At 72.9% G+C, this 23336-nt stretch carries 21 protein-coding genes; 15 read left to right on the top strand and 6 right to left on the bottom strand.

Annotation, left to right across the window (positions count from 1 at the left end; genetic code table 11):
• Positions 1–32: 32 nt before the first annotated feature.
• Positions 33–689 carry a 2-oxo-4-hydroxy-4-carboxy-5-ureidoimidazoline decarboxylase gene (locus PYR72_RS19005; protein ID WP_275456445.1) on the bottom strand — a complete coding sequence of 219 codons (657 nt, stop codon included), beginning with the start codon at positions 687–689 and terminating at the stop codon, positions 33–35.
• A 289-nt stretch (positions 690–978) separates the two neighbouring features.
• On the opposite strand from PYR72_RS19005, the gene PYR72_RS19000 reads away from it, so the two are divergent.
• From PYR72_RS19000 to PYR72_RS18960, 9 genes are all read left to right on the top strand, one after another.
• Positions 979–2574 carry a glycoside hydrolase family 20 protein gene (locus PYR72_RS19000; RefSeq protein ID WP_275460456.1) on the top strand — a complete coding sequence of 532 codons (1596 nt, stop codon included), beginning with the start codon at positions 979–981 and terminating at the stop codon, positions 2572–2574.
• 175 nt (positions 2575–2749) lie between these two features.
• Positions 2750–3673 carry a DUF4328 domain-containing protein gene (locus PYR72_RS18995; protein ID WP_275456444.1) on the top strand — a complete coding sequence of 308 codons (924 nt, stop codon included), beginning with the start codon at positions 2750–2752 and terminating at the stop codon, positions 3671–3673.
• Between the two features lie 55 nt (positions 3674–3728).
• On the top strand, positions 3729–4274 hold the full coding sequence (locus PYR72_RS18990; RefSeq protein ID WP_275456443.1) for a hypothetical protein: 546 nt from the start codon (positions 3729–3731) through the stop codon (positions 4272–4274).
• 85 nt (positions 4275–4359) lie between these two features.
• A complete protein-coding gene (locus PYR72_RS18985) occupies positions 4360–4977 on the top strand; it encodes a hypothetical protein (protein ID WP_275456442.1) in 618 nt (205 codons plus the stop codon).
• Between the two features lie 120 nt (positions 4978–5097).
• Complete coding sequence (locus tag PYR72_RS18980) at positions 5098–5580, top strand: hypothetical protein (RefSeq protein WP_275456441.1); 483 nt, start codon at positions 5098–5100, stop codon at positions 5578–5580.
• A gap of 245 nt (positions 5581–5825) precedes the next feature.
• Positions 5826–6416 carry an RNA polymerase sigma factor gene (locus tag PYR72_RS18975; RefSeq protein ID WP_037727235.1) on the top strand — a complete coding sequence of 197 codons (591 nt, stop codon included), beginning with the start codon at positions 5826–5828 and terminating at the stop codon, positions 6414–6416.
• Positions 6413–7378, top strand: a complete 966-nt coding sequence (locus tag PYR72_RS18970) for a hypothetical protein (protein WP_275456439.1) — start codon at positions 6413–6415, stop codon at positions 7376–7378. The genes PYR72_RS18975 and PYR72_RS18970 overlap by 4 nt, the downstream gene beginning before the upstream one ends.
• A gap of 327 nt (positions 7379–7705) precedes the next feature.
• Complete coding sequence (locus tag PYR72_RS18965) at positions 7706–8392, top strand: RNA polymerase sigma factor (RefSeq protein ID WP_275460455.1); 687 nt, start codon at positions 7706–7708, stop codon at positions 8390–8392.
• Positions 8392–9714, top strand: a complete 1323-nt coding sequence (locus tag PYR72_RS18960; protein WP_275456438.1) for a hypothetical protein — start codon at positions 8392–8394, stop codon at positions 9712–9714. Before PYR72_RS18965 ends, PYR72_RS18960 begins: the two co-directional genes overlap by 1 nt.
• 284 nt (positions 9715–9998) lie before the next feature.
• Here PYR72_RS18960 and PYR72_RS18955 read toward each other — a convergent pair whose 3' ends face one another.
• On the bottom strand, positions 9999–10925 hold the full coding sequence (locus PYR72_RS18955) for a L,D-transpeptidase family protein (RefSeq protein WP_275456437.1): 927 nt from the start codon (positions 10923–10925) through the stop codon (positions 9999–10001).
• Between the two features lie 213 nt (positions 10926–11138).
• Here PYR72_RS18955 and PYR72_RS18950 point away from each other — a divergent pair, with 213 nt between their 5' ends.
• Together PYR72_RS18950 and leuE are read left to right on the top strand one after the other, a co-directional pair.
• Positions 11139–12719, top strand: a complete 1581-nt coding sequence (locus tag PYR72_RS18950) for a methylmalonyl-CoA mutase family protein (protein ID WP_275456436.1) — start codon at positions 11139–11141, stop codon at positions 12717–12719.
• Positions 12720–12768: 49 nt separating this feature from the next.
• Complete coding sequence (gene leuE / locus PYR72_RS18945) at positions 12769–13422, top strand: leucine efflux protein LeuE (protein WP_275456435.1); 654 nt, start codon at positions 12769–12771, stop codon at positions 13420–13422.
• Here the strand turns inward: leuE and PYR72_RS18940 are convergent.
• The 4 genes from PYR72_RS18940 to PYR72_RS18925 form a co-directional block, all read right to left on the bottom strand.
• Positions 13419–14255 (bottom strand): class I SAM-dependent methyltransferase, encoded by an 837-nt coding sequence (locus tag PYR72_RS18940; RefSeq protein ID WP_275456434.1) that lies wholly within the window; start codon positions 14253–14255, stop codon positions 13419–13421. The genes leuE and PYR72_RS18940 overlap by 4 nt on opposite strands.
• A 295-nt stretch (positions 14256–14550) precedes the next feature.
• The gene (locus PYR72_RS18935) at positions 14551–15624 is read right to left on the bottom strand and encodes an acyltransferase (RefSeq protein ID WP_275460454.1); all 1074 of its coding nucleotides are present in this window, start codon (positions 15622–15624) and stop codon (positions 14551–14553) included.
• 95 nt (positions 15625–15719) lie between these two features.
• Positions 15720–17054: an alpha-2,8-polysialyltransferase family protein gene (locus tag PYR72_RS18930; protein ID WP_275456433.1), complete on the bottom strand. Its 1335-nt coding sequence runs from the start codon at positions 17052–17054 to the stop codon at positions 15720–15722.
• Positions 17051–18028: a glycosyltransferase family 2 protein gene (locus tag PYR72_RS18925; protein WP_275456432.1), complete on the bottom strand. Its 978-nt coding sequence runs from the start codon at positions 18026–18028 to the stop codon at positions 17051–17053. The genes PYR72_RS18930 and PYR72_RS18925 overlap by 4 nt, the downstream gene beginning before the upstream one ends.
• Positions 18029–18226: 198 nt before the next feature.
• On the opposite strand from PYR72_RS18925, the gene PYR72_RS18920 reads away from it, so the two are divergent.
• Genes PYR72_RS18920 through PYR72_RS18905 form a run of 4 tightly spaced genes read left to right on the top strand, consistent with a single transcriptional unit; the run spans position 18227 to position 23198 of the window.
• Positions 18227–19594, top strand: a complete 1368-nt coding sequence (locus PYR72_RS18920) for a DUF6716 putative glycosyltransferase (RefSeq protein WP_275456431.1) — start codon at positions 18227–18229, stop codon at positions 19592–19594.
• Positions 19595–19629: 35 nt separating this feature from the next.
• Entirely contained in the window at positions 19630–21084 is a 1455-nt protein-coding gene (locus PYR72_RS18915) for an N-acylneuraminate cytidylyltransferase (RefSeq protein WP_275456430.1), read from the top strand.
• A gap of 13 nt (positions 21085–21097) precedes the next feature.
• The gene (locus PYR72_RS18910; RefSeq protein ID WP_275456429.1) at positions 21098–22036 is read left to right on the top strand and encodes an N-acetylneuraminate synthase family protein; all 939 of its coding nucleotides are present in this window, start codon (positions 21098–21100) and stop codon (positions 22034–22036) included.
• A gap of 55 nt (positions 22037–22091) precedes the next feature.
• Entirely contained in the window at positions 22092–23198 is a 1107-nt protein-coding gene (locus tag PYR72_RS18905) for a hypothetical protein (protein ID WP_275456428.1), read from the top strand.
• The last annotated feature ends 138 nt before the right edge of the window (positions 23199–23336 follow it).

Here is a 23336-nt window from a genome sequence, read left to right as displayed (position 1 = left end):
CGCCCCTGGAAGGCGTGCGGGGAACTCGTGCCCTAGGGGGCCCTCGGGGCCTCGAGACGGTTCCTTCGGGTGGTCACGTGGGTGGTGAGGCGTTCCCGTGCCAGGCGGCGCAGTTCCTCGGCGACCACTACCCGTTCCTCCTCCGGGTCGTTGGTCAGGCGGGAGCGGATGCCCTCCAGGGTGCGGTCGAGGAGTTCGTCCGGGCGGGCGGCGGCCTGGGAGATCACGAAGACATGGCCGAAGCGGGCCTCGTAGGCGGCGTGGGCGGCGTTCAGGGCGGTGTGGGCCACGCCGTAGGTGTCGTCGGGGAGGACCGGGAGGGTCTCGCCGGCCAGCGCCTCGGCCAGGTCGGCCGCCGTGAGGTCGTACGCCGCCTCGTCCGACGCGGCGAGCAGGGCGTCCAGGTCGGGGTAGGGGCGGTGATCGGTGAGGCGGTGGGCCCAGCGGAGGCTGCGCAGACAGGTGAGGAGGGCCTGGCGGACCGTGTCGGCGGGGGCGTGGTTGAACCACGCGAGGTCCGACGGGTCGGGGGCGCGGACCTGCTGCGGGAGGGCGACCTGGCCGGGGAGGTGGGGGAGACGGTGCGGAGGCAGCGTGGTTCCTCGGCGGTGCGTAGGGGCCGACGGGGCGGATGAGGCGGGTTGGGCAGGCTGTGCGAAAGGTGCCACCACGTTACCGAGGCGGGTCATGGGCTGTCCGTTCGATGCCCGAAATTCACCCGAACGGGAGAGTTTCGGAACCTGTGGTGGACGGATGGGACAGTGGAACGTCGTAGGTTCGGAGACAGGGCTCGCGAGAGAGCCGGGACGTCGGACACGGCCCGGGCGAGGGCCGGACGAGGAGCGGGGGACCGTGCGGGCGAGAGGTGCGTGAGATGTCGTGGATGCTGACCGGAACCGGGATCGGGACCGGGGGCGCGTCGTGAACCGAGGCCGGCGCAGGGCACCCCGCAGGAAGACGGCGATCACGTCGAAAGGGTTGCTCCTGGCCACCGGGGCCGTCCTGGCGGGCGGCGCGGTCGCGGTGGCCGTCACCGTGCTGCCCGGCGACGCGACACGCACCCCCGGCGGCTCGGAGCCGTCGCGGCCAGGGTCGTCGGTGAACGCCGCCGAGAAGGCCCCGGCCGCCTCCCCGTCGCCCTCGCGCTCCTACCCGCTGTCCCAGAAGCCGCGGACCATCCCCGCCGTACGGCAGCACGAGGCGGCCCGCGGCCCCGGCTGGAAGCCCGCCGAGGGGGGCCGGGTCGTCGTGCGCAACGCCGCGCTGGCCGACGAGGGGCGGCTGACCGCCGGGGAGCTGGGGCTCTCCTACGCGGGGGAGGCGCGGCCCCGCGACGGGGACGTGGAGCTGGCGCTGACCGGGGCGGACCGGCCGAGGTCGGAGGCGTACACGCTGACCGTGAAGAACCGGCGGGTACGCATCGCCGCGCCCGCCGAGGCGGGCGTCTTCTACGGGACGCGCACCCTGAAGCAGGAGGTCCGCGGCGGCGGCACGGCGCCGGAGGGTGTCGTCCGGGACGAGCCGGCCAAGCCGCAGCGCGGGTTCATGCTGGACATCGCGCGCAAGCACTTCACGGCGGGCTGGATCGAGGACCGCATCCGTGAGCTGGGCGACCTGAAGTACAACCAGCTCGGACTGCACTTCTCCGACGACCAGGGCTTCCGGATCGAGTCCACGAGCCACCCCGAGGTGGTGTCCCGCCAGCACCTCAGCAAGGCCCAGGTGCGGAAGATCCTCGACCTCGCGGCGAGCCGGCACATCCAGGTCGTCCCGGAGATCGACTCCCCCGGGCACCTGGGGGCCGTGATCGCGGCCAATCCGTCGCTGCAGCTCAGGAACGCCCAGGGCGTGGCCGCGAGCGGGGCCGTCGACATCGCGAACCCGAGGTCGGCCGTGGTGGTGGACGAGCTGCTGGACGAGTACGCCGGTCTGTTCAAGGGCGCGTACTGGCATCTCGGCGGGGACGAGTACCGGGCGCTGATGGCGTCGAACCCCGAGGCGTCCTACCCGCAGCTGGCCGCCGCCGCGCGCCAGAAGTACGGTCCCGGCGCGACCGTCGCCGACCTCGCGACCGGCTGGCTCAACGACCGCGCGAAGCTGATGCGCGGCCACGGCCGGACCGTGCGGGCCTGGAACGACGGGTTCTTCCGGGGCGGCTCGGTCCAGGCGGACAAGTCGATCCAGGTCGCGTACTGGACGGGCAAGGAGATCGGGGCACGCCCGCCCGTGGAGTACCTCGCCGCCGGGCGGCAGGTGATCAACTACAACGACGAGTACCTGTACTACGTCCTCGGCGAGCCCAACCAGTTCGTCTACCCGACCGGGCAGCGCATCTACGAGTCCTGGACGCCGCGGGTGCTGCGCGGCACGACCGCCGTCCCGGCCCGGTACGACGCCCAGATCCTCGGCGGCTCGTTCGCGGTCTGGTGCGACCTCGCGAACCGGCAGACCGAGGCACAGGTCGCGGCGGGCGTGCGGATGCCGCTGCGGGCGCTGTCACAGAAGCTGTGGGATCCGGGGAAGCCCGCGCTGAGCTGGGCGCAGTTCCGGGAGCTGGCGGGGAAGGTGAGCTGAGGCGGGCGGTTGAGTCGGGGGCCGTCGTGGCTGCTGGGCCGCTAGGAACGCACGGGGCGGAACCGGGTGGACGGGCGGGGCCGGTGGACCGTATGTTCCGCGTGTTCTGATCGCCGAGCGTGAGGGTCTGGGGAGGACCGCGGTCGGCGCGTTTCGATCACACGGGGGCTTCACGATGAACTGCGCGCGCTGCGGGAACCAGGCGGCGGCACCCGGCGGAGAGCTGTGCCGGCCGTGCGAGGCGGCGGTTCCGTCCCGGGGCGCCGATCCGCGTAAGGCGGCCGATCCGCTCGGGAAGGCTGATCCGCTGGGGACGGCTGATCCGCTCGGGAAGGCTGATCCGCTCGGGACGGCTGATCCGCTGGGGACGGCTCCGCCGCCGGTGCACCCGGTCGCCCCGTACGCCGAGCCGCCCCTCCAGTCGCCCCACGGCCCCGCCTGGCTGCGGTCGCCCGTGGCGCTCGGGCGGACGGTGGCGATCCTGCTCGGGGCGGTCGCCGTCGCGGACGTGGTCGCGGTGTGGGCCGACCTCGCCCTCCTCGACGTGTCGGACCGGCTGGCCGGCGGGGACTGGAGCGCGGCCCTGGAGCACGACTCGGACCGGGCGGACGGGCTCGTCGCGCTCGCGGGCGTCCTCCAGACCGTCACCTTCATCGCCACGATCGTCGTCTTCCTCGTCTGGTTCCACCGGGTACGGGTCAACGCCGAGGTGTTCGACCCCTTCGGGCACCGGATGAAGCGGGGCTGGGCGATCGGCGCCTGGTTCGTGCCGGTGGTGAACCTGTGGTTCCCGCGCCGGATCGCGATCGACTGCTGGGACGCGAGCAGCCCGTGGGAGAAGCCGCGGTCGCACGCGCTCGTCAACACCTGGTGGACGTTGTGGCTGATCAGCCTGTTCGCGGGAGAGCTCGGGGACCGGGCGTACCTCAGGGCGGAGGAGATCGAGGAGTACCGGCTGGCCGCCCGGCAGATGCTGTTCGCGGACTCCCTGGAGATCGTGGCGGCGCTGTTCGCCGCCCTCTTCGTCCTCGCGCTCACACGGATGCAGGACGACCGGGCGCGCCGCGGCCCGCGTGAACCGGAACCCGTCACCGGCTGAGCGGATTGCCCGATTCCGGGGGCGAACTGCCGTACATGTGTGGTCTATTCCCGGTATGGGGTACTGGGGGTACTACGTCGTGGGCAGGAGTGTTCGGCCCCTCGCCGAGCTGGACGCGCTGGGCCGGGCCAAGGGGCTGACGCTGTGTGCGACGGCGGCCGGCGACTGGCAGGTGTGGGCGTACCCGACGGGCGCGCCCGGCGCCGGGGCCGAGGGCGGGACCGCGAGCGCCGGTGACGTCGGGAACATGAACGCGCTGGCCCGGGAGACGGGGGCGCCCGCGCTGTTCGGCTACGTCATGGACAGCGACTGCGTGGTCGTCGAGGCCGCCGGGCCGGAGAGCGGGGCGTGGACCACGTGTCTCGCACGGCGGGCCATGGCCGCGTATCTGGGCGACGGTGAGGGGCTCACCGTCGAGGACTACTTCCTCGAACCGGGGGACGCCGCCGAGCGTGCCGTCGCCTGGGCCGCGGAGGCCGGGCGGGCCGTCGAGGCGCGGGCGCTGGCCGATGTGTTGACCTCGGAGCCTGGACCGGCGGACCCCTTGGCTGAAAATATTCTGTTCCGGTTGCTCGACCGGCTCGGGGTCGTCCCTCTGTGACACTCCCGCGCCGTCGCACGCAGTAAGGGGAAGTGCGAGCTCCGTATATCCGGAGTGTGGTCGAGCGGGATACAGGGGAGGCGTGATGAGCCTGGTGGAGCTGTTGGCCCAGGCCGACGAACGCGGTCTGGCGGCAAGCGGACTGGCTTGTCTTGACCGTTGCGTACCGCTTCTCGGGGGCGACGACGAGGTGCTGCGTCCGCTCTGGGCGGAGCTGGTGGACGGCGGCGAGGGGTGGGGGGAGAAGCTGGCGAAGGCACGGGGCGAACTCGCCCTGTCCGATACCGATGCCGAAGCCGATGCCGGCGTCGACGATGGTGCCGGCGCTGGTGGGAGTGGCTCCGCCTCGGACGAGGAGGCGGTCCTGCTGGCCCGTCGGATGCTCGACGCGGTTCCGGACGAGCGGTCCGGGGACGCGCTGCGTGCGTGGGCGGACATCTGCTCCGTCTCCGCGCTGAGGATCCATCAGCTGCTCGACCCGCTGGACGCCGGGGGCGACGACTCGGTGGCGGACTGCCGTGCGGGCCGTACCGAGGGGGCCTCCCATCTCGTCGCCGCCGAGCTGCGCCGGCAGGTCGTCGTGCTCGAACTCCTCGCCCAGCACGGGGCGGCGGGGATGCGGCAGGCGCTGGGCGCGGCCACCGAGGGGCGGCGGGTGCTGCGGGCGGTCGTGTCACGACGCGCGCGGGGGGCGCGGCGGTAAACCTCGGCTCCCTGGCGGGTCCTGTGGGTGTCCTGGGGGCGGGTGTGGCGGTCCTGCGCCGGTGTCGCGCACACGCCGAAATCGCGAAACGTCTCGTGTGGAGCGGGCGCTTTCCCGAGTGTGAGCGCACAGCAGACATTCAGTTCGGGCGGCGCCCCCGGCGTACCGGGGAGCCTCGGCACGCGGGCCGGCCACGACGGCCGGCCCGCGAGCGCGGCGAAGCCCCTCCGGTGGGCGGCCGACGCGGTGGCGATGATGCGGGAAGGGGCGCGGGTGCGTCTCGACTACTCGACACAGAGCCTGTGGCGGGTGGACCGGATGATCGAGGACATACGACGGGAGGGCGTGCCCTACGCCGCCGTGGAGCGGGCGCTGCGGGGGTTCGGCGCGTACGGCGGTGAGGTCGTCGTGCGGTGGGCCGGCGGCGAGTGGGTCCAGTCGGGCGGGGACTTCTGGGTGCGGACCTGGGACGGCCGCTTCTGGGACCCGCTGGACGAGGCCCGGCGCTGTTTCGCCGGTGAGGGTTCGCTGCGGTTGTTGTGCCGTGACGCGATGTCGACCGGCGACGCGATGCCGACCGGCGACGCGATGTCGACCGGCTGACGTGGGAAGGTTCGCCGCCGCGGGTGAGCGGGACCCCGCGCGTGTCCCTCCGCGCCCCCGGACGGGTGCCGCGTGCCGCCGGAGGGCGCCCTGTGACGGCGGTTGACGGTGTGACACTTCCGCGCAGCGCGACGCAGATGACCATGGGGGCTTGGCGGCGGCCGGGACGGTCCCCGCAACGCCATCCCGGCACCGACGCGGCACTGGCTCGGGCAGCCTGCGGCCAGGGAGGGGAACCTCGGCGCGTGCAGGCGTACGACGGGGAGCTGGGCGCGGCCGTCGCGCGGGCCCAGGCCGGGGACGAGGCCGCGTTCGCGGTGGCGTACCGGCTCGTGCATCCCGGACTGCTGGGCTACCTGCGCGGGATCGTCGGCGACGACGCGGAGGACGTGGCCTCGGACGCCTGGCTGGAGATCGCGCGGGACCTCGGGCGGTTCAAGGGGGACGGCGCGGGCTTCCGGGGCTGGAGCGCGACCATCGCCCGGCACCGGGCCCTGGACCATCTGCGGCGCCAGAAGGTGCGGCCCCGGGCGACCGCCCTGGACAACGACCTGCTGGAACTGCCGGGCACGCACAGCACCCAGGACCAGGCCCTGGAGACCCTCTCCACCGAACAGGCGCTCGCCCTCGTCGCCCGCCTGCCACGTGATCAGGCCGAGGCCGTCCTGCTGCGTGTCGTCGTCGGCCTCGACGGCCCCGCCGCCGCCCGTGTGCTGGGCAAACGCCCCGGCGCGGTCCGTACGGCCACCCACCGGGGACTGAAGCGCCTCGCCCAGCTGCTCCGGGCCGAGGGTGTGACGGATGACGGCTCCCGGACGCTGGGGGAGTCGAGATGACCGACAGCGACGAGGGTCCCGGCGGCGAGGACACCGACCACCGCGGCACCCCGCACGCCGACAGGGAAGGGCACGAGATGCCGTCGCGGAGGACGGATCCGGCCGGCGCACGACGCACGGGCGAGGCCCCTGAGGGCGGAGGCGGCGAGCCCCGGGCCGACGGCTGCCGGGGCGTGAGCGACGACGCCGTCGGCGACGGCCGCCCCGCCTCCGACACCGTTCGCGACAGCCACCCCGCCTCCGGCACCGTCGGCCCGGGGTCCCCCGGTACCGGTCCCACCCCGTCCGTCGACTCCCTCCTCGCCGCAGCCGTGCGTGCCGGTACGGGGGACGGCAGTGCGGGGGAGGCGCGGGCGGTGGCGGCCTTTCGGGCGGTGTGGGAGAGAGGGGCGCGTACCGCTCGCACCCGGCGGCGCGACGACTGGCGGCCGAACGCGCGGCGTCGCGTGCAGCGGTCGATCCGCACCACCCTGGCCGCACTGCTGGCCACGCTCGCCCTCGGCGGGGTCGCCGTCGCGGCGATCGGCTCGGCCGCACGTGACGACGAGGGCGCGGGGCGCGAGCACACGGGCGACCACGGCGGGGACCCGCGGCCCCGTACGACGGACGGCGCCCCCGTCCGTCCCGGTCCCGCCACGGCCGGCCGACCCGACCGGGACCGGGAACCCACCGCGTCCCGGCAGCGCGACGACGTCGACCCGTCGCACGCCGGCGGCAAGGGCAAGGGCTACGGCTACGGCAACGGCTACAGCAACGACAACGACAACGACAACGACAAGGGGAAGGGCTACGGCGCGAGCGAGGGGGATGCGCGCAGGCCGTCCTCGCGCCCCGGCGCGACGGGGGTGCCGGACGAGCCAGGTCCGCCGGACGGGGTACGGAAGCCGCCCGGCGCGGAACGCGGCCGAGCGGGCACGGGACGGAAGCCGCGCGGCGAGGTGCGGGCCCCGGAAACGAAGTGAGGCCGGCGTGCTCGCAAGACCCCCGTACTCGCAAGACACCCGGCCGACTCCGCCGATGGCAACGGCCGGGGCCGCCACCCCCCACAGGAGAGGCCCCGACCGTCGCGCGGCACGGGCCGCGCGGCGACCCGTACTACCTACAGCGCCGCCCCCGCGTTTTCTGTCACACCTCTCCGCATCACGAGTTAGTTGCATGTTCTACGGACATGGACGGTCAGCGGTTTCAGGCCGTAACGTGCCTTTCGCGCCGGATCGTGGATGGCGGAAGACCACCGCAACCACAGCGGTCCCGAGACCGCGACCATCGATCGAGGAAGGGGCGCGTGGGTGCTGGGGGACGACGCGGAGCTGACCGCCGCGGTGCTTGCGGCACAGGACGGGGACGAGACCGCGTTCCGGACTGTGTACCGCTCGGTGCACCCGCGGCTGCTCGGGTACGTGCGGACGCTGGTCGGTGACCCGGACGCGGAGGACGTCACCTCGGAGTCCTGGCTGCAGATAGCCCGTGACCTGGAGAGGTTCAGCGGAGACGCCGACCGGTTCCGCGGCTGGGCCGCGCGGATCGCCCGCAACCGGGCCCTCGACCACATACGCATGCGGGGCCGCAGGCCCGCGATAGGCGGCGACGAGACCGAGCTGACCGCCAAGCCGGCCGAGTCCGACACGGCCGGCGAGGCGATGGAGGCCCTGGCGACCGGCCGTACGCTCTCGCTGATCGCCCAGCTGCCCCAGGACCAGGCGGAGGCGGTGGTCCTGCGTGTGGTGGTCGGCCTCGACGCGAAGACCGCCGCGGAGACCCTGGGCAAGCGCGCGGGCGCCGTACGGACGGCCGCGCACCGGGGGCTGAAACGGCTCGCCGAACTGATCGGGGAGAATCCGGAGACGGCTTCGGAGACCGACCCGGAATCCGGTGACCCGCTGGACGCCGTGCCCCGACCGAGAGCCGCGCGTGTGCGCGCGGCCACGTCCGCCGGTGTGACGCATACGCGTTCGCGGACGCAGAAGGATGTGTGATGGCCGACGAGCAGTACAGGTGGCTGAACCGCGACGCCGCGGAGCGGCTGCTGAGCGGGGACCCGCTCGAAGCCGTCGACCCCCACGTCCGTGCTCGTGCCGACCGGCTCGCCGAGGCGCTCGGAGCCCTGGCCGCCGAGGCCGCGCCCGAGCCCGAGCACGCGCAGGATCCCGAACTCCCGGGTGAGGAAGCCGCGTTGGCCGCCTTCCGGATCGCCCGGATCGCCCGGACCGGTCCGGCGGCCCACTCCGGTGACAGCGGCGGGGCCGCGGATCACGGGCGCGGCAGCCGCCCGCACACCACCGCCTCGCCCACGGCCGACGCGGGTCTCGTCCACCTCGGCCGCCCCGTGCGGACGCCCGCCGGACCCGCCGGACCCGGCGGGCGACGGGGCCGCTGGGGCCGCCCCGTGCGGTTCGGGCTGGTCGCGGCGGTGGCCGCCGGGATGCTCGGCGGTGTCACGGTGATGGCCGGCGGCGCGCTGAGCGCCTTCCACGTCGAGGAACCGGAACCCTCCGCCACCGTCTCCGCCGGCGGTTCGCCCGACCGGACGCTGATGTCGCCGTCGCCGAACACCGGCAAGGGCGACGACAGGCGCGGGGCGTGGGGCGGGGCGACGCCCGACCCGTCCCCGCACGCCACGTCGAAGGGCGGCGCCCCCTCCGGCGACGGAACCGGCGGCACCGACGAGGACAAGGGGTCCGGTGCCGGCGGGCAGGGCGACGAGTCCACCCGGCAGTGGCGGAAGAACCTGCTCTCCGCCTGCCGTGACGTCCGCGACGGCAAGGAGCTGGACGCCGACCGCCGGCGCGGTCTGGAGGACGCGGCGGGCGCCCGGGGCAAGGGGCGGCTGAAGCGGTACTGCGAAGGCGTCCTGGCCGGCGGCACGGGCAACCCCGGCAGCTCCGGCAAGGCGAAGCGGTGGGGCGGCACGGGAGCGGGCACCGGGACCGGTACGTCGGACGGCGGCGGCCGCACGGGTGGCGGTGACAAGGCCGCGCGGACCGGCAACGGCTCCGACGATGACGACGACGCCCACCACGGCAAGGGCAACGGTCGCCGCCACGGGAACGGCAAGGGCCGGCACGGCAGCGGAAACGGGAAGGCCGAGGGCGACGGCACCGGCCACCGGCACGGAAACGGGAACGGGAACGGGAACGGCAAGGGTGGCGAGAGCAAGGGCCACCAGGGCGGCAAGGGAAACAACGGCGGCGGTGGCGGCAGTGGCGGCGGTCACCGCGGTCAGCTCGCGGCGGTGACCCCGATCGGCTTCGCAGCGGCCCCCGCCCTCACCCGAACGATCCGCACATACCCTTCCTGACCTGCGGTTTCATATCCGCCACGAATTCTTTCGCGGAACGGGTAACACTTTGGGCCGCCCCGGCGCAGTAATGAGTGAGCCGACTGGTCATCGGCCGTCGCACAGAGCCGGGGTTCCCCCCGTACCTACGGCTCGTGCACCTCGGCGCGGGCGGGACACGTTCCCCCGGTCCCGCCCGCGCCCCATTACCCCCGTGATTCCCCCGTGTCCCCCGTACTTCTCCTGACGCGTGGGACACCCTCCCGCTATGCATCCTGTGACGCACGTCACCCCGGTCGCTGCCGTCACCAGTACACGACGACCTTGTCGCCGTTTCTGACCTGCGCGAACAGCTGCGCGATCGCCGCCTTGTCCCGGACGTTGACGCAGCCGTGCGAGGCCCCGTAGTAGCCGCGGGCGGCGAAGTCGGCCGAGTAGTGGACCGCCTGGCCGCCGCTGAAGAACATCGCGTACGGCATCGGGGTGTCGTACAGGGTCGACCAGTGGTCACGGGACTTGAAGTAGACGTGGAAGAGGCCCTCGCGGGTCGGTGTGTACTCCGAGCCGAAGCGGACCTCGACCGTCCTCAGGGTCCGGCCGTCCACCATCCAGCGCAATGTGCGGCTCGTCTTGCTGATGCACAGCGCCCGCCCGGTCAGACAGCGCGGGTCGGGCGACGCGGCCGGCTGTCCGCCGTACGCGTACAGGTCCCACTTGCCGGGCTCCCGGGTCATGCTCAGCAGCCGGGCCCAGGTGACGCTGTCCGTCTTTCCGGTCCGGGGCAGTCCGCGCTTGCCCTGGAAACCGCTGACGGCCTGGACGGTCAGGTCGTCGTACGTCCCCGTGGGCCCCGTGAAGAGCCACGCGATCTGCCGCAGCCGCGCCTGCAACTCCCGTACGTCCAGTCCCTCGTCCCCCTTGGCCCAGAGCACCGTGGGGGCGACGGTCGGGGTGGGGGAGGGGGACGCCCTCGGCGGTGGGGTCTGCCCCCGTCCCGCCTTGTCGTCGGTGCCGCCGTCGCCGTTGCCGCCGTCGCCGTGGACCGTGCCGCCGCCCGCGGCGGCCGTCTCGCCGGTGCCTTGCTTCGGTGTGCCGCTCGTTGTGCCCGTCGCATCGACGCGTACGGGCCCGCGCTGGTCGCCGTGCACCTCGATCCCCGTGGCCGTGCAGGCGCCGGCCAGGGCGAGTGCCGCGAGCGCGGCCATCGATCTCCGCATGTCCTTGGTACGCATCGAGGCCCCCGTCGTCTCATGATCGGCCGCGTCCGGTCACTCTCCCGGACAGGTTTCCCGGACGTGACCCGCCGCGAACAAAAGGGCATGGTGGTGAGCAAGGTCCCAGCCGGGCGCACTCCACCGGGTGCTGACGCGCCGCTGTGCCCGCCGGGGTCAGTCCGGGCGAGTAACGGGCGAGGGTCCGAACCGGCGATGAGACGGAGGCACACCATGGCGCGCGAGTCGGAGTCCGGACTGCCCATCGAGCCGGTGTACGGGCCCGAGGCGCTGCGGGACTGGGATCCGGCGGACCGTCTCGGTGAACCGGGCGGCTACCCCTACACCCGCGGTATCCACCCGTCGATGTACACCGGCCGGCCCTGGACGATGCGTCAGTACGCGGGGTTCGGGACGGCGGTGGAGTCGAACGCGCGCTACCGGCAGCTGATCGCCCACGGCACGACGGGGCTGTCCGTCGCCTTCGACCTGCCCACCCAGATGGGCCACGACTCCGACGCCCCGATCGCGCACGGCGAGGTCGGCAAGGTCGGCGTCGCGATCGACTCGGTCGAGGACATGCGGGTGCTGTTCGACGGCATTCCGCTGGACGAGGTCTCGACGTCGATGACGATCAACGCGCCCGCCGCCCTGTTGCTGCTGATGTACCAGCTGGTCGGCGAGGAACAGGGGGTCCCGGCCGAGCGGCTCACGGGCACGATCCAGAACGACGTGCTGAAGGAGTACATCGCGCGCGGGACGTACATCTTCCCGCCCGGGCCCTCCCTGCGGCTGATCGCGGACACCTTCCGGTACTGCAGGGCCGAGATCCCGCGGTGGAACACCATCTCGATCTCCGGCTACCACATGGCCGAGGCGGGCGCCTCTCCCGTGCAGGAGATCGCGTTCACCCTGGCCGACGCCGTCGCGTACGTGCGCACGGCGGTCGCGGCGGGGATGGACGTCGACGACTTCGCCCCCCGCCTCTCGTTCTTCTTCGTCGCCCGCACGACGATCCTGGAGGAGGTCGCCAAGTTCCGTGCGGCGCGCAGGATCTGGGCCCGGGTGATGCGCGAGGAGTTCGGCGCGCGGAACCCGAAGTCGCTGATGCTCCGCTTCCACACCCAGACGGCCGGGGTGCAGCTGACCGCCCAGCAGCCCGAGGTGAACCTCGTCCGGGTGGCCGTCCAGGGCCTCGCGGCGGTGCTGGGCGGCACCCAGTCCCTGCACACCAACTCCTTCGACGAGGCGATCGCCCTGCCGACCGACAGGAGCGCGCGCCTCGCGCTGCGGACGCAGCAGGTGCTGGCCCACGAGACGGACGTGACGGCCACGGTGGACCCCTTCGCCGGGTCGTACGTCATCGAACGGATGACCGACGACGTGGAGGCGGCCGCCGTGGAGCTGATGCGGAAGGTCGAGGAGCTGGGCGGCGCGGTCGCCGCCATCGAGCAGGGCTTCCAGAAGGGCGAGATCGAACGCTCCGCCTACCGGATCGCCCAGGAGACCGACTCCGGCGAACGGGTCGTGGTCGGCGTCAACCGGTTCCGGCTCGACGCGGAGGAGCCCTACGAGCCGCTGCGGGTGGACCCGGCCATCGAGGCCCGGCAGGCGGAGCGGCTGGCGAGGCTGCGTGCCGAGCGGGACCGGGCGGCTGTCGACGCCGCCCTCGCCGCCCTGAGGAAGGCCGCCGGGGGCGAGGACAACGTCCTCTACCCGATGCGGGAGGCCCTCAAGGCCCGTGCCACCGTGGGCGAGGTGTGCGGCGCGCTGCGGGAGGTCTGGGGCACGCACGTCCCCAGTGACGCGTTCTGACCGGTATCACCGGACCCGGGTGTCATACCCCCGTGCGACACTCCTGTGCATGTTCGGTGTCACTGACCTTCCCACCTATCTGGCAGGACTCGTCCTGATCGTCCTCCTGCCCGGCCCCAACTCCCTCTACGTGCTGTCCGTGGCGGCCCGCCGCGGGATACGGACCGGGTACCGTGCCGCCACCGGGGTGTGGGTCGGCGACACCGTGCTGATGACCCTGTCGGCGGCGGGGGTGGCCTCGCTGCTGCAGGCCAACGCCGTGCTGTTCGGCATCGTGAAGTACGCGGGTGCCGGATATCTGTCGTGGCTGGCGCTGGGGATGCTGCGGGCCGCGTGGGGGATGTGGCGCGGCCGTCACGAGCCGTCGGCCGAGGGTGTCGCCGCCGAGGCCGTCGAGGGGGAACGGCCGTTCCGGCGGGCGATGATCACCAGTCTGCTCAACCCCAAGGCGATCCTGTTCTTCGTCGCCTTCTTCGTGCAGTTCGTGGACCCCGCGTACGCCTACCCGGCCCTCTCCTTCGTCGTGCTCGGCGTGCTCGCCCAGATCGCCAGCTTCCTCTACCTGAGCGCGCTGATCTTCGGCGGCACCAGGCTGGCCGCCACCTTCCGCCGACGCAGGACACTGTCGGCGGGCGCCACCTCGGCGGCGGGGGCGATGTTCCTCGGCTTCGCGGTCAAGCTGTCGCTGGCGAGCAGCGCCTAGCGGGTGTGGCCGACTGCTGCCTTCGCCTTTCTGATCGTCCTCGTCAGCAGCGGGGGCAGGAGGTCCACGGCGAGGGCGCGGGCGGGGCTCCGGGGCGGGCGGGGCCGGGTCGGGGGCCGGTGGGCCGGCGTCGGGGGGCCGGGGGGTGTCCAGTGGCGGGACTTCGGGAAGGCCGGGGCCTTCATGCCCTTGGACTTGAGGCGGATGATGCGGTGGCCGGCCGCCTGCTGGTCGCTGAGGTGGCAGTCGTCGCGTCGCGCGACCATCTCCAGCAGGGCCTCCTGGACGGGCTCCGGGTCGCCCCACGTGCCGTAGAGCTTCTGCGTGCTGAGGCAGACCGGGTTGAGGCCCCGGTTGAGGACGGCCTCCCACGCGGCGACGGAGACCCCGGGGGTGTGTTCCGAGCGGAAGTCGTCCAGGACGACCAGACCGCCGGGGAGGAGCAGGTCCCGGGCGGCGGTGATGTCGGCCTCGACGTGCTCGTACAGGTGCGAGGCGTCGATGTGCACGAAGCGGCAGGAGCGCGGCTCGACCTCGCCGGGGACGATCGAGCTGGGGCCCTGCAGGACGCGGGGCAGCTCGTCGTGGAAGGAGAGGTAGTTCGCCTCGAAGGCCCGGCGGGTGAGCGTGCTGCGGTACGACTTGGTGGCCTCCGCCGCGTTGGCGTCGTCCGGGGCGTCGCTCTCGAAGAGGTCGCAGACCGTGTAGGACTCGCCCTCCCGGAGGTGCCGGCCGAGGAAGACGGCGCTCTTGCCCATGTAGACGCCGACCTCCAGGAGGTCACCTTTCTGGCCCGCTTCCTCCTGTCGGTCGAGAAGCCAGTCGAAAAGCATTTGGTCGAGCACCGGAAACCAGCCGGGAACGTCGTCGAGTTCACGGGGGAGCCGGATCGTGTCGTGTTCGGAGGTCGTTCCGGAGGGCGTTCCGGATGTCGTTCCGGAGGGCGTTCCGGATGTCGTTGCCGGGGGCATTTCCGGAGTCGTTTCAGAGGCCATGAGGACAGAAGAATCTCTCGCGTCGACGAGGTGACCGTGGACCGTTCAAGGATGCTGCGGAGCCTTACCGGAATGACCGGGCCGAATCCTCGCGCCGGATGAACAGTCGGCCAATTCCACGTTCAGGGACGGTTCAGCGGCGGCGTCCCTGAAGTGAATCGCGCAGCCAGGGCTGCAACGGACGTTCGACCCAGCGGTGCAGCAGCCAGGCGAGCACCAGCATCAGTGCCACCGTCAGTGCGACGGTCACCGACGACGCGACGCCCAGCCCCTGGTGCAGGGCCCGGACCACGGGCCAGCCCAGGTGCTCGTGCACCAGATAGAACGGATACGTCAGGGCGCCCGCGGTGGCCATCCAGGGCCGGTCGAAGCGCCGCAGCAGTCCCAGCGCGACCGCCGCCACGGCCACGAAGCCGGCGCCGACGGCGAGGGCGATGCCCAGTTGGGAACGGTAGGAGAAGAACTCCGGGTCCGGGGCGTGCCACAGGTCCTCGACCGTCCGGTACTGGCTCAGCAGCAGGCTGAACACCACGACCAGCCAGGCCGCGGTGTCCCGGCGGTCACGATGCACCAGATACAGGCCCAGGCCGCCGATGAACAGCGAGGCGTACCGCGGCATCAGGACGACGTCCAGCAACGGCTCGTTCGCGGCCGTGGCCAGCACCGAGGCCAGCGTCCAGCCGCCGCAGAACCACAGGACCCGTCCACGGGTCACCCCGGGCACCACCACGCACAGCGCGAACAGGACGTAGAAGCGGACCTCCGCCCACAGCGTCCAGCACACGCCCAGGACCCGGTCGGCGCCCAGCGGCATCTGCAGCATCGTGAGGTTGACCAGGAACTCGCTGACGGACACCCGCGCGAAACCGGTGACGGGGAGGGCGAAGACGGCCGCGACCAGGATCACCGCCGCCCAGTACGCCGGCAGCAGACGGGCCGCGCGGGAGGCCAGGAACGACCGGGGCGAACGCCCCCAGCCGCTCGCGCAGATCACGAACCCGCTGATCACGAAGAACGCCTGGACCCCGGCCCAGCCGTACGCGAACCAGCCGTGGGCGGTGGGGAACTGCACGGCGGGCGAGGCCCCCCACGCCTTCCCGATCTCCCCGTCGCGCCCGCCGTAGTGATAGGCGGCGACGGAGAGAGCGGCGACCAGCCGCAGCCCGTCGAGCGCGTACAGCCGGGGCCGGGCCGTCCCCGGACCCAGGCCGGGGCCCGGGGAACTGCGCGGCCGGCCCCCGTCCACCCGTGCCCGGGACCCGGCACGCTCGTCCGTCCGCGTCGCGGACGTCACCCCGGGGCTCACCCCAGGGCCGCTCGCTTGAGGGACCGGGCCCGGCGCGCGACTCTTCGCACGGTGGCGTTGCGCGGGATGAACGCGAGCTGCACGGGGATGCCGCCGGGCAGCCCCAGCGAGGTCAGCCGGCGCCGCTTGAAGTACCGCAGGACGTGCGCGTCCAGATGCCGCGTCAGATACGCCTCGGCCTCGCCGCGCAGCGTCGGGTAGATCTTCGGCTGCATCGCGAAGCCCACCGCCCGGACCAGGCCGTCGAGGTCGGCGACGGCCGTGCCCGGCCGCTGCGAGGCGACCGCGTCCCGGTCGCCCAGCTCCGGCAGCAGCGCGTCCACGATCGTGACGGGCACCCGGTTGCTGTTCTCGTACGGGGCGAGCCGGTCCAGCAGCGTGCCGGTGCCGACGCGGGCGACCGGCAGACCGTACAGCGCGGAGGCGGTGAGCAGGGCCGTGGAGAAGCAGCCGACGACGAGGGCCGGACGCATCCGCTGGTAGAGCACCTCGGCGAGGACCGGCGTGTCCAGCACGGTCAGGTCGGCCCCGAGCCGCTCCGCCTCCTTCTCCAGACCGCGCGACCAGCGCGCCGGGGCACTGGGGTGCGGCTTGAACACGACCCTGGTGTGTCCGAGCGCGACCGCGCCCGCCAGCATCCGCACATGGAGGTTCTCCTCCTCCTCGGCCGTGAGGATGCCGAGCGCGGAGAGGTACTGGCCGAGCAGCAGCGCGGGCTCCTCGACGGCGGGCAACGCGTCCCCGGTGTCGACGAGTTCCGCCAGCACCTTCACGAAGGCGTCCGTCGGCACGATCTCCGGCTCGACCCCGAACTCGGTGAGCAGCAGGGGCTTGAGGTCCGGGACGAGGTCCAGGTGGAGGAGACGGTCGATCCGGGTGCCGACCAGTGAGTCGATCTTGTTGCGGGTGGGGCCGTAGCTCATCAGGCCGTCCGCGTACACGGTCACGGGGGCGCCGGTGAAGATCTGGGTGAAGCCGAGCGCCGGGTGCACCTGGATGGACTCCACGGCCAGTTCGACGTCGTCGTCCCCCAGGTTCCACAGGAGCCGCAGATGCCGTTCCCACAGCGGTACGTCGTCCTGGCGCGGGGACCAGCCGCCGGGGTGGAAGGGGGAGATGGTCTCGTTCCAGGAGATCACCTCGTCGAAGCGGCCGCTCAGCCGCTCGAAGCCGGGCATCTCGTCCAGGCCGGTGGCCGTCTCCGGCGTCGCCGCGTTGTTGGAGATCAGCAGGATGCGCCGGGCGGCGGGGCGGAAGCACTCGGTGTCCAGGGCGGCGGCCAGCGTGGCCGTGCCGTACAGCGTGGACGCCATGAAGATCTGCGTGGTCATGCGGCGACCCCCGTGGCGGCGGGACGGCGGCGCAGCCGGCGCAGCCGGGTGGCGCGCTGGACGTCCATGGAGTCGAGCGCCTCGTCGAGCACGTCCTGCGGCATACGGCGCAGCGCGACGGCGCTCATCGACTTCAGTTTCCGTGCCACCGCCGGCTCGAACCTTTCGATGGATCCCAAGTGGTGGGAGATGATCGCGCAATAGGTGCGCACGGCCTTGGGGAGAAGCCTGTCCGCGTCCCGGTCCTTCGCGGTCTCCGCGATGACCTGGTCGAACGCGCGAATGAAGTCCAGCTGCCGTACGTCGCCGATCTGGGTCAGGGAGGACGCCACACCGCGTCGGTAGAAGACGCCCAGCAGCCCGACCGTGGCGAAGGACTCGGCCTCCCGGTGGAGCTTCCAGATCCACGGCCGGTCCTCGGCCGTGCGCAGCCCGTGGGTGAAGTGCAGGACGCCCTTGTCGACCAGCCGGCGGTGGTAGATGCCCGCCCAGGCGAACGCGTAGTCGACGGAGGTGGAGCGGTCGGCGGGCAGGATCGCGTCCCGCGGGTTCATCACCACGCCCCGGCGCCCGTTGGGCACCCGGTGGACGGAACGGGCCCGCCCGGTGCACTGGACGTGGTCCGTGCGCACGAAGTCGCAGCCCAGGTCCTCGATGGCGGCCAGCAGCCGGGGGAAGTAGCCGGGGGCGAGCCAGTCGTCCCCGTCCAGGAAGGTCAGGTATTCGCCGCGGGCGTTGTCGATGCCCGTGTTGCGCGCGGTCGCCAGTCCTCCGTTCTCTTCATGTCTGACATACACCGCCCCCGGCAACTCGCGCTCCGCGCGCGCGAGAATGTCCGGTGTCTCGTCGCGCGAGCAGTCGTCGACGAGAATGAATTCGAAGTCCTCACGAGCATTTGCTCCGAGGCTCTTCAGGGTGTCGGGCGCGTATTGCTGCACGTTGTAGAACGGCACGATGACGGAGAGCTTGACCACCCCCGTGACGTTAGGTGGCCCTCCGGCATTCGTCTTGACCACCCGCTTGATGTCAGGTGAACGACGCGTGGCGGAACCGTGAACCAGGCGCATTCCGCCGTCATTCGCGTCCCGATTCGCCGTTCGGCGGCGTGCTGTTAACCCTTTGTTGTATTCGGGTTGGGCCGTTCAACGGAATCGCTTCCTAGCGTCTTCGATGTGCCAGCAAGTGCTACGAACACCCTGCGAGTCGCCGTACTCGCGGATTCCGACACCCGGTGGAAATGGGGCGCGCTCACCGCGCACCGGCTCGCTCCGGAGGCGTCGGAGGTCCGCCTGGACGGCTTCCTCCTGCGCGGCCGGGCCACTCCCACGGCCCGTCAGCTGCGGGAGGTCGGCGTCCGCGCCGACTCCCTGCGCGAGGTGACCGGCCTCGAATTCCTGCGCGCCATGAAGGAGGCCGCGTACGACATCGTCCTGCTCTCCCTCGTCGGCGGGGGCGTCCAGGCGATGCTGCACGGCCTGCGCCGGGCCTGGGACGGGCGGACGAAGCGGCCGGTGGTCGTCACCGGGTACGTCGGCGTCGTCTACGAGAAGCTCGCCGACGGCCTGCTGCTGCGGCACGGGGCGGACCTCGTCCTCGCCAACTCCCGCCAGGACGCGGACCGGTTCACGGCGGTGTACGAAGGCGTGGGCGCCGACGCCTCCTCGGTCACCGAGGTCGCGCTGCCCTTCCTGGGCGGCACACCCCACCCGGGCGCCGGGGACCCGTCCGCGGAGCAGGGACGCGGGCCCTACACGGTCGTCTTCGCCGTACAGCCTTCCGTCCCGGACAACCGCAGGGACCGTACGTACCTGCTGAACCGGCTGATCGGGCACGCCCGGCTGCACCCCGAGCGTGAGGTGCTGCTGAAGCTGCGCTCCAAGCCGGGCGAGCACACCACGCACATCGAGGAACTGCCCTACCAGAAGCTGGCGGAGAAGCTGCCCGGCGGTCTGCCGCCCAACTTCCGTCTCGCCTACGGGAACATGGGCGAGGTCCTCGACACCACCGACCTGCTGGTCACCGTCAGCTCCACGGCGGCCCTGGAGTCGCTGCACCGCCGGATCCCCACCGTCGTCCTCACCGACCTCGGCATCCGCGAGACCCTCGGCAACCACCACTTCGTGGGCTCCGGCTGCCTCGCCTCCTGGGACCAGCTGGACGCCGGGTACGAGCCGGCGCCGGACCCGCGGTGGGTCGCCCGGCAGGGCGTGATGGCCGGGGGAGCCTCCGGCACGGACTCCGGGGCGGGCTCGTACGCCACCGCCTTCGACGCGGCCCGCGCCCGCGTCGCGAAGCTGGTCGACGCGCCCGGACTGCCGCCGCTCGCGCCGTACTACACACCCGTCACCGCGCCCGGCTACCTCCCCGGCATCCTCGCCCGCCACCACCTCGGACCCGACGGCGCACCGCTGCCCGGGGCACCCGCCGCCGACCGGCAGGCCGGTCCCGTACGGCAGATCGTGCGCCGGGCGGCGCGCGGCGCCTACCGCCACGGGGTGCAGCGCGTGGCGCCCGTCATCCGCCGGATGGGGGAGCTGTGAGCCGCCACCCGTCCCCTGCGCAAGGAGTACAGCCCATGCCCCACCCGGAAGCGGACCGAGCGGCCACCGCGCGCCGCGTCCTCGCCGTGATCCCCGCGCGCGGCGGCTCCAAGGGCGTCCCCGCGAAGAACCTCGCCCCCGTCGGCGGTGTGCCGCTGGTGACCCGCGCGGTCCGCGAGTGCCTCGCCGCCGGGCTGGTGACCCACGTCGTCGTCTCCACCGACGACCACGCCATCGCCGCCGCCGCCCGTGAGTCCGGCGCCGAGGTCGTGCTCCGCCCCGCCGCGATCGCCGGCGACACCGCCACCTCCGAGGCGGCCGTCCTGCACGCCCTGGACGCCCACGAGGCCCTGCACGGCGCCACGGTCGACGTCGTCCTCCTCGTCCAGTGCACGAGCCCCTTCATCCTCCGCGAGGACATCGACGGCGTGGCCCGCGCCCTCGTCGAGCACGGCGCGGACACCGCGCTCACCGTCGCCCCGTTCCACGGCTTCGTCTGGCGCGACACGACGGACGAGCCGGCGGACGGCGCGAGCGGGTACGGGGAGCGCGCGACCGCCGCCCAAGGGCCCGCGCCCGCGTTCGGTGGCGAGGCCGGCGCGGCCGGTGAGGCCCGCCCCGGAGTGCTGGCCGCCGACCCCGAGCCCCCGGCGTACGGCACCGACCGCCTCGGCGAAGCCACCGCCGTGCCGGGCGCCGCCCCGTCCGGTGACGCCCGCGTCACCCCCGGCCCCAGCGCCGGAGGCCACGGCGTCAACCACGACAAGTCCTTCCGCCCCCGCCGCCAGGACCGCCCGCAGGACCTGCTGGAGACCGGCGCCGCCTACGCCATGGACGCGGCCGGGCTGCGCAAGTACCAGCACCGGTTCTTCGGCCGCACCGAACTGGTGCGCACCGACCCCGCGCGGGTCCTGGAGATCGACGACCCGCACGACCTCGCCCGCGCCCAGGCCCTCGCGCCGCTCTTCGACGCGAACCGGCCCGGCGCCCTCCCCACCTACGACGACATCGACGCCGTGGTCCTCGACTTCGACGGCACCCAGACCGACGACCGGGTGCTGATCGACTCCGACGGACGGGAGTTCGTCTCCGTGCACCGCGGCGACGGCCTCGGCATCGCGGCCCTCCGCAGGAGCGGCCTGGAGATGCTGATCCTGTCCTCGGAACAGAACCCGGTCGTCGCCGCCCGGGCCCGGAAGCTCAAGCTCCCGGTCCTGCACGGTATCGACCGCAAAGACCTCGCACTGAAGCAGTGGTGCGAGGAGCAGGGCATCGCGCCGGAGCGCGTGCTCTACGTCGGCAACGACGTCAACGACCTCCCGTGCTTCGCCCTCGTGGGCTGGCCCGTGGCGGTCGGCAGCGCCCACGACGTCGTGCGCGGCGCCGCACGCGCGGTCACCACCGTCCCCGGCGGTGACGGCGCGATCCGGGAGATCGCCGGCTGGATCCTCGGCCCCTCCCTCGACTCTCTCGACTCCCTCACCAAGTAAGGAACCCTCCGTCATGAGCACCAACTCCCGTCTGCGCACCTTCGGTTCGAAGACCGCGGGACCCGGCCACCCCGTCTACGTCGTCGGTGAGATCGGCATCAACCACAACGGTGAGCTGGAGAACGCCTTCAAGCTGATCGACGCCGCCGCCGAGGCCGGCTGCGACGCCGTCAAGTTCCAGAAGCGCACCCCCGAGATCTGCACCCCCCGCGACCAGTGGGACATCGAGCGCGACACCCCCTGGGGCCGCATGACCTACATCGACTACCGCCACCGCGTGGAGTTCGGTGAGGACGAGTACCGCCAGATCGACGAGTACTCCAAGGAGAAGGGCATCGACTGGTTCGCCTCCCCGTGGGACACCGAGGCCGTCGCCTTCCTGGAGAAGTTCGACGTCCCCGCCCACAAGGTGGCCTCCGCCTCCCTCACCGACGACGAGCTGCTGCGCGCCCTGCGCGCCACGAACCGCACGGTCATCCTCTCCACCGGCATGTCGACCCCGCGGCAGATCCGCCACGCCGTCGAGGTCCTCGGCAGCGACAACATCCTGCTCTGCCACGCCACCTCGACCTACCCGGCCAAGGCGGAGGAGCTCAACCTCCGCGTCATCAACACCCTCCAGGCCGAGTACCCCAACGTCCCGATCGGCTACTCCGGCCACGAGACGGGCCTGCAGACCACGCTCGCCGCCGTCGCCCTCGGCGCCACCTTCGTCGAGCGCCACATCACCCTCGACCGCGCGATGTGGGGCTCCGACCAGGCCGCCTCCGTCGAGCCCCAGGGCCTCACCCGCCTCGTCCGCGACATCCGCACCATCGAGGCCTCCCTCGGCGACGGCGTCAAGAAGGTCTACGACTCCGAGCTGGGCCCCATGAAGAAGCTGCGCCGTGTCTCCGGCGTCGTCGCCGAGGCGGAGATCGCGGCGGCGGCGGGCGAGCCGGTCGCGGTCTGAGCCCCCCTCCATCCCTGACCACGGGTCTCCCTCACTACGGGACGGTCGTACGTCGATGAGCCCCCGCGCCGGATCCGCCGGCCCCCACACCCTCGCCTTCGTCGAGAGCCCGGTACAGCTGCTCAACGTGCTGGAGTGGGCGCACGCCCACGCCCTCGGCACACCCGAGGACCCCGGCGCGGGGCCCTTCCGCAGGGGCGGCGCGGGACTCACCCTCGTGGTGCTGTCGCCCAACGACCCCATGACCCGCGGCCAGCTGCGCCGGATGGCGGAGCTGGCCCGGGACGAGGGCCACGACGTGCGCTGGGAGGAGGCGCGCGGCGGCACCGCCGCCCCCTTCCGCACCATCGGCGGCCTCGCCCCGCTGCTGCGCGCCGCGCGCCGCATCGTCCTGGGCGACCCCTTCTCCCGGTACGTGCAGCTGCTGCTGACCATCACCCGGGCCCGGGACGTCGTCGTCGTCGACGACGGCACCGCGACCATGGAGTTCGTCTCCCAGCTGGCCCGGGGCGAACGCCTCGTGCGCTGGCACCGCAAGGGCGGCCGCCCCGGCCCCCGCGACCTGATCTTCGCCCCGGTCTCCTCCAAGGCCCGCAAGCGCCTCACCCCGACCGCCGGCAGACGCGTCGAGGTCTTCTCCTCCATGCCGATCGACGAGACCCCCGACGGCGTCTTCGTCACCGCCAACGACTTCTCCTGGACCCGGGCCCGTTTCGGCCCGCCCCGCCTCACCAAGGGCGCCGACCTCGTGGGCACGTCCCTCGTGGAGACCGGGGTGGTGGACGGCGAGCGCTACCTCGAAGCCGTCCGCTCCCTCGCCACCGCCCACGGTGCCACCCGCTACTTCGCCCACCGCCGCGAGAGCGCCGAGAAGCTCCACACCCTCGCCGCCGCGACCGGCCTGGAGATCGTCCGCCCCGACCTCCCCCTCGAACTCATCGCCCGCCGGGGCCCCATCGGCCGCACGATCCTCAGCTTCCCCTCGACGGTGGTCCACACCCTGCCGCTGGCGCTCGCCGGTACGGACGTGCGCGTGGCGGTCTGCGACATCGACCCGAGCTGGCTGACGGAGAACGCCTCCCCGCGCGCCCAGGGCTTCCTGTCCGGTGTCACGGGCACGGCGCGGGACGTCCACCGGCTGTCGTCGGTCGTGCCGGTCTGACCCGTCCGGCGGCACCCCCGGACGGGCGCCCCGCACCGTGTTCGCTCCGGGGGTATCCGGAGCCGTCGCTTCCCCGGCCGGTCCCCGCCTATCGTGCCGCCTGGCCGGGGAGGCGAAGCGCCCTCCCCGAAAGGGGGA

Source organism: Streptomyces sp. VNUA24 (assembly GCF_029167005.1).
GTDB classification, from domain to species: Bacteria; Actinomycetota; Actinomycetes; order Streptomycetales; family Streptomycetaceae; genus Streptomyces; species Streptomyces scabiei.
The sequence above is the reverse complement of the archived record's forward strand: the minus strand, read 5'-3'. Positions and strand labels throughout refer to the sequence as shown.

Bases quoted from the DNA above. Each gene is read 5' to 3' on its own strand.
- PYR72_RS19005 (WP_275456445.1), bottom strand. From the start codon at position 689: ATGACCCGCCTCGGTAACGTGGTGGCACCTTTCGCACAGCCTGCCCAA.
- PYR72_RS18995 (WP_275456444.1), top strand. From the start codon at position 2,750: ATGAACTGCGCGCGCTGCGGGAACCAGGCGGCGGCACCCGGCGGAGAG.
- PYR72_RS18990 (WP_275456443.1), top strand. From the start codon at position 3,729: ATGGGGTACTGGGGGTACTACGTCGTGGGCAGGAGTGTTCGGCCCCTC.
- PYR72_RS18985 (WP_275456442.1), top strand. From the start codon at position 4,360: ATGAGCCTGGTGGAGCTGTTGGCCCAGGCCGACGAACGCGGTCTGGCG.
- PYR72_RS18970 (WP_275456439.1), top strand. From the start codon at position 6,413: ATGACCGACAGCGACGAGGGTCCCGGCGGCGAGGACACCGACCACCGC.
- PYR72_RS18960 (WP_275456438.1), top strand. From the start codon at position 8,392: ATGGCCGACGAGCAGTACAGGTGGCTGAACCGCGACGCCGCGGAGCGG.
- PYR72_RS18955 (WP_275456437.1), bottom strand. From the start codon at position 10,925: ATGCGTACCAAGGACATGCGGAGATCGATGGCCGCGCTCGCGGCACTC.
- PYR72_RS18950 (WP_275456436.1), top strand. From the start codon at position 11,139: ATGGCGCGCGAGTCGGAGTCCGGACTGCCCATCGAGCCGGTGTACGGG.
- leuE (WP_275456435.1), top strand. From the start codon at position 12,769: ATGTTCGGTGTCACTGACCTTCCCACCTATCTGGCAGGACTCGTCCTG.
- PYR72_RS18940 (WP_275456434.1), bottom strand. From the start codon at position 14,255: ATGCTTTTCGACTGGCTTCTCGACCGACAGGAGGAAGCGGGCCAGAAA.
- PYR72_RS18930 (WP_275456433.1), bottom strand. From the start codon at position 17,054: ATGACCACGCAGATCTTCATGGCGTCCACGCTGTACGGCACGGCCACG.
- PYR72_RS18915 (WP_275456430.1), top strand. From the start codon at position 19,630: ATGCCCCACCCGGAAGCGGACCGAGCGGCCACCGCGCGCCGCGTCCTC.
- PYR72_RS18910 (WP_275456429.1), top strand. From the start codon at position 21,098: ATGAGCACCAACTCCCGTCTGCGCACCTTCGGTTCGAAGACCGCGGGA.
- PYR72_RS18905 (WP_275456428.1), top strand. From the start codon at position 22,092: ATGAGCCCCCGCGCCGGATCCGCCGGCCCCCACACCCTCGCCTTCGTC.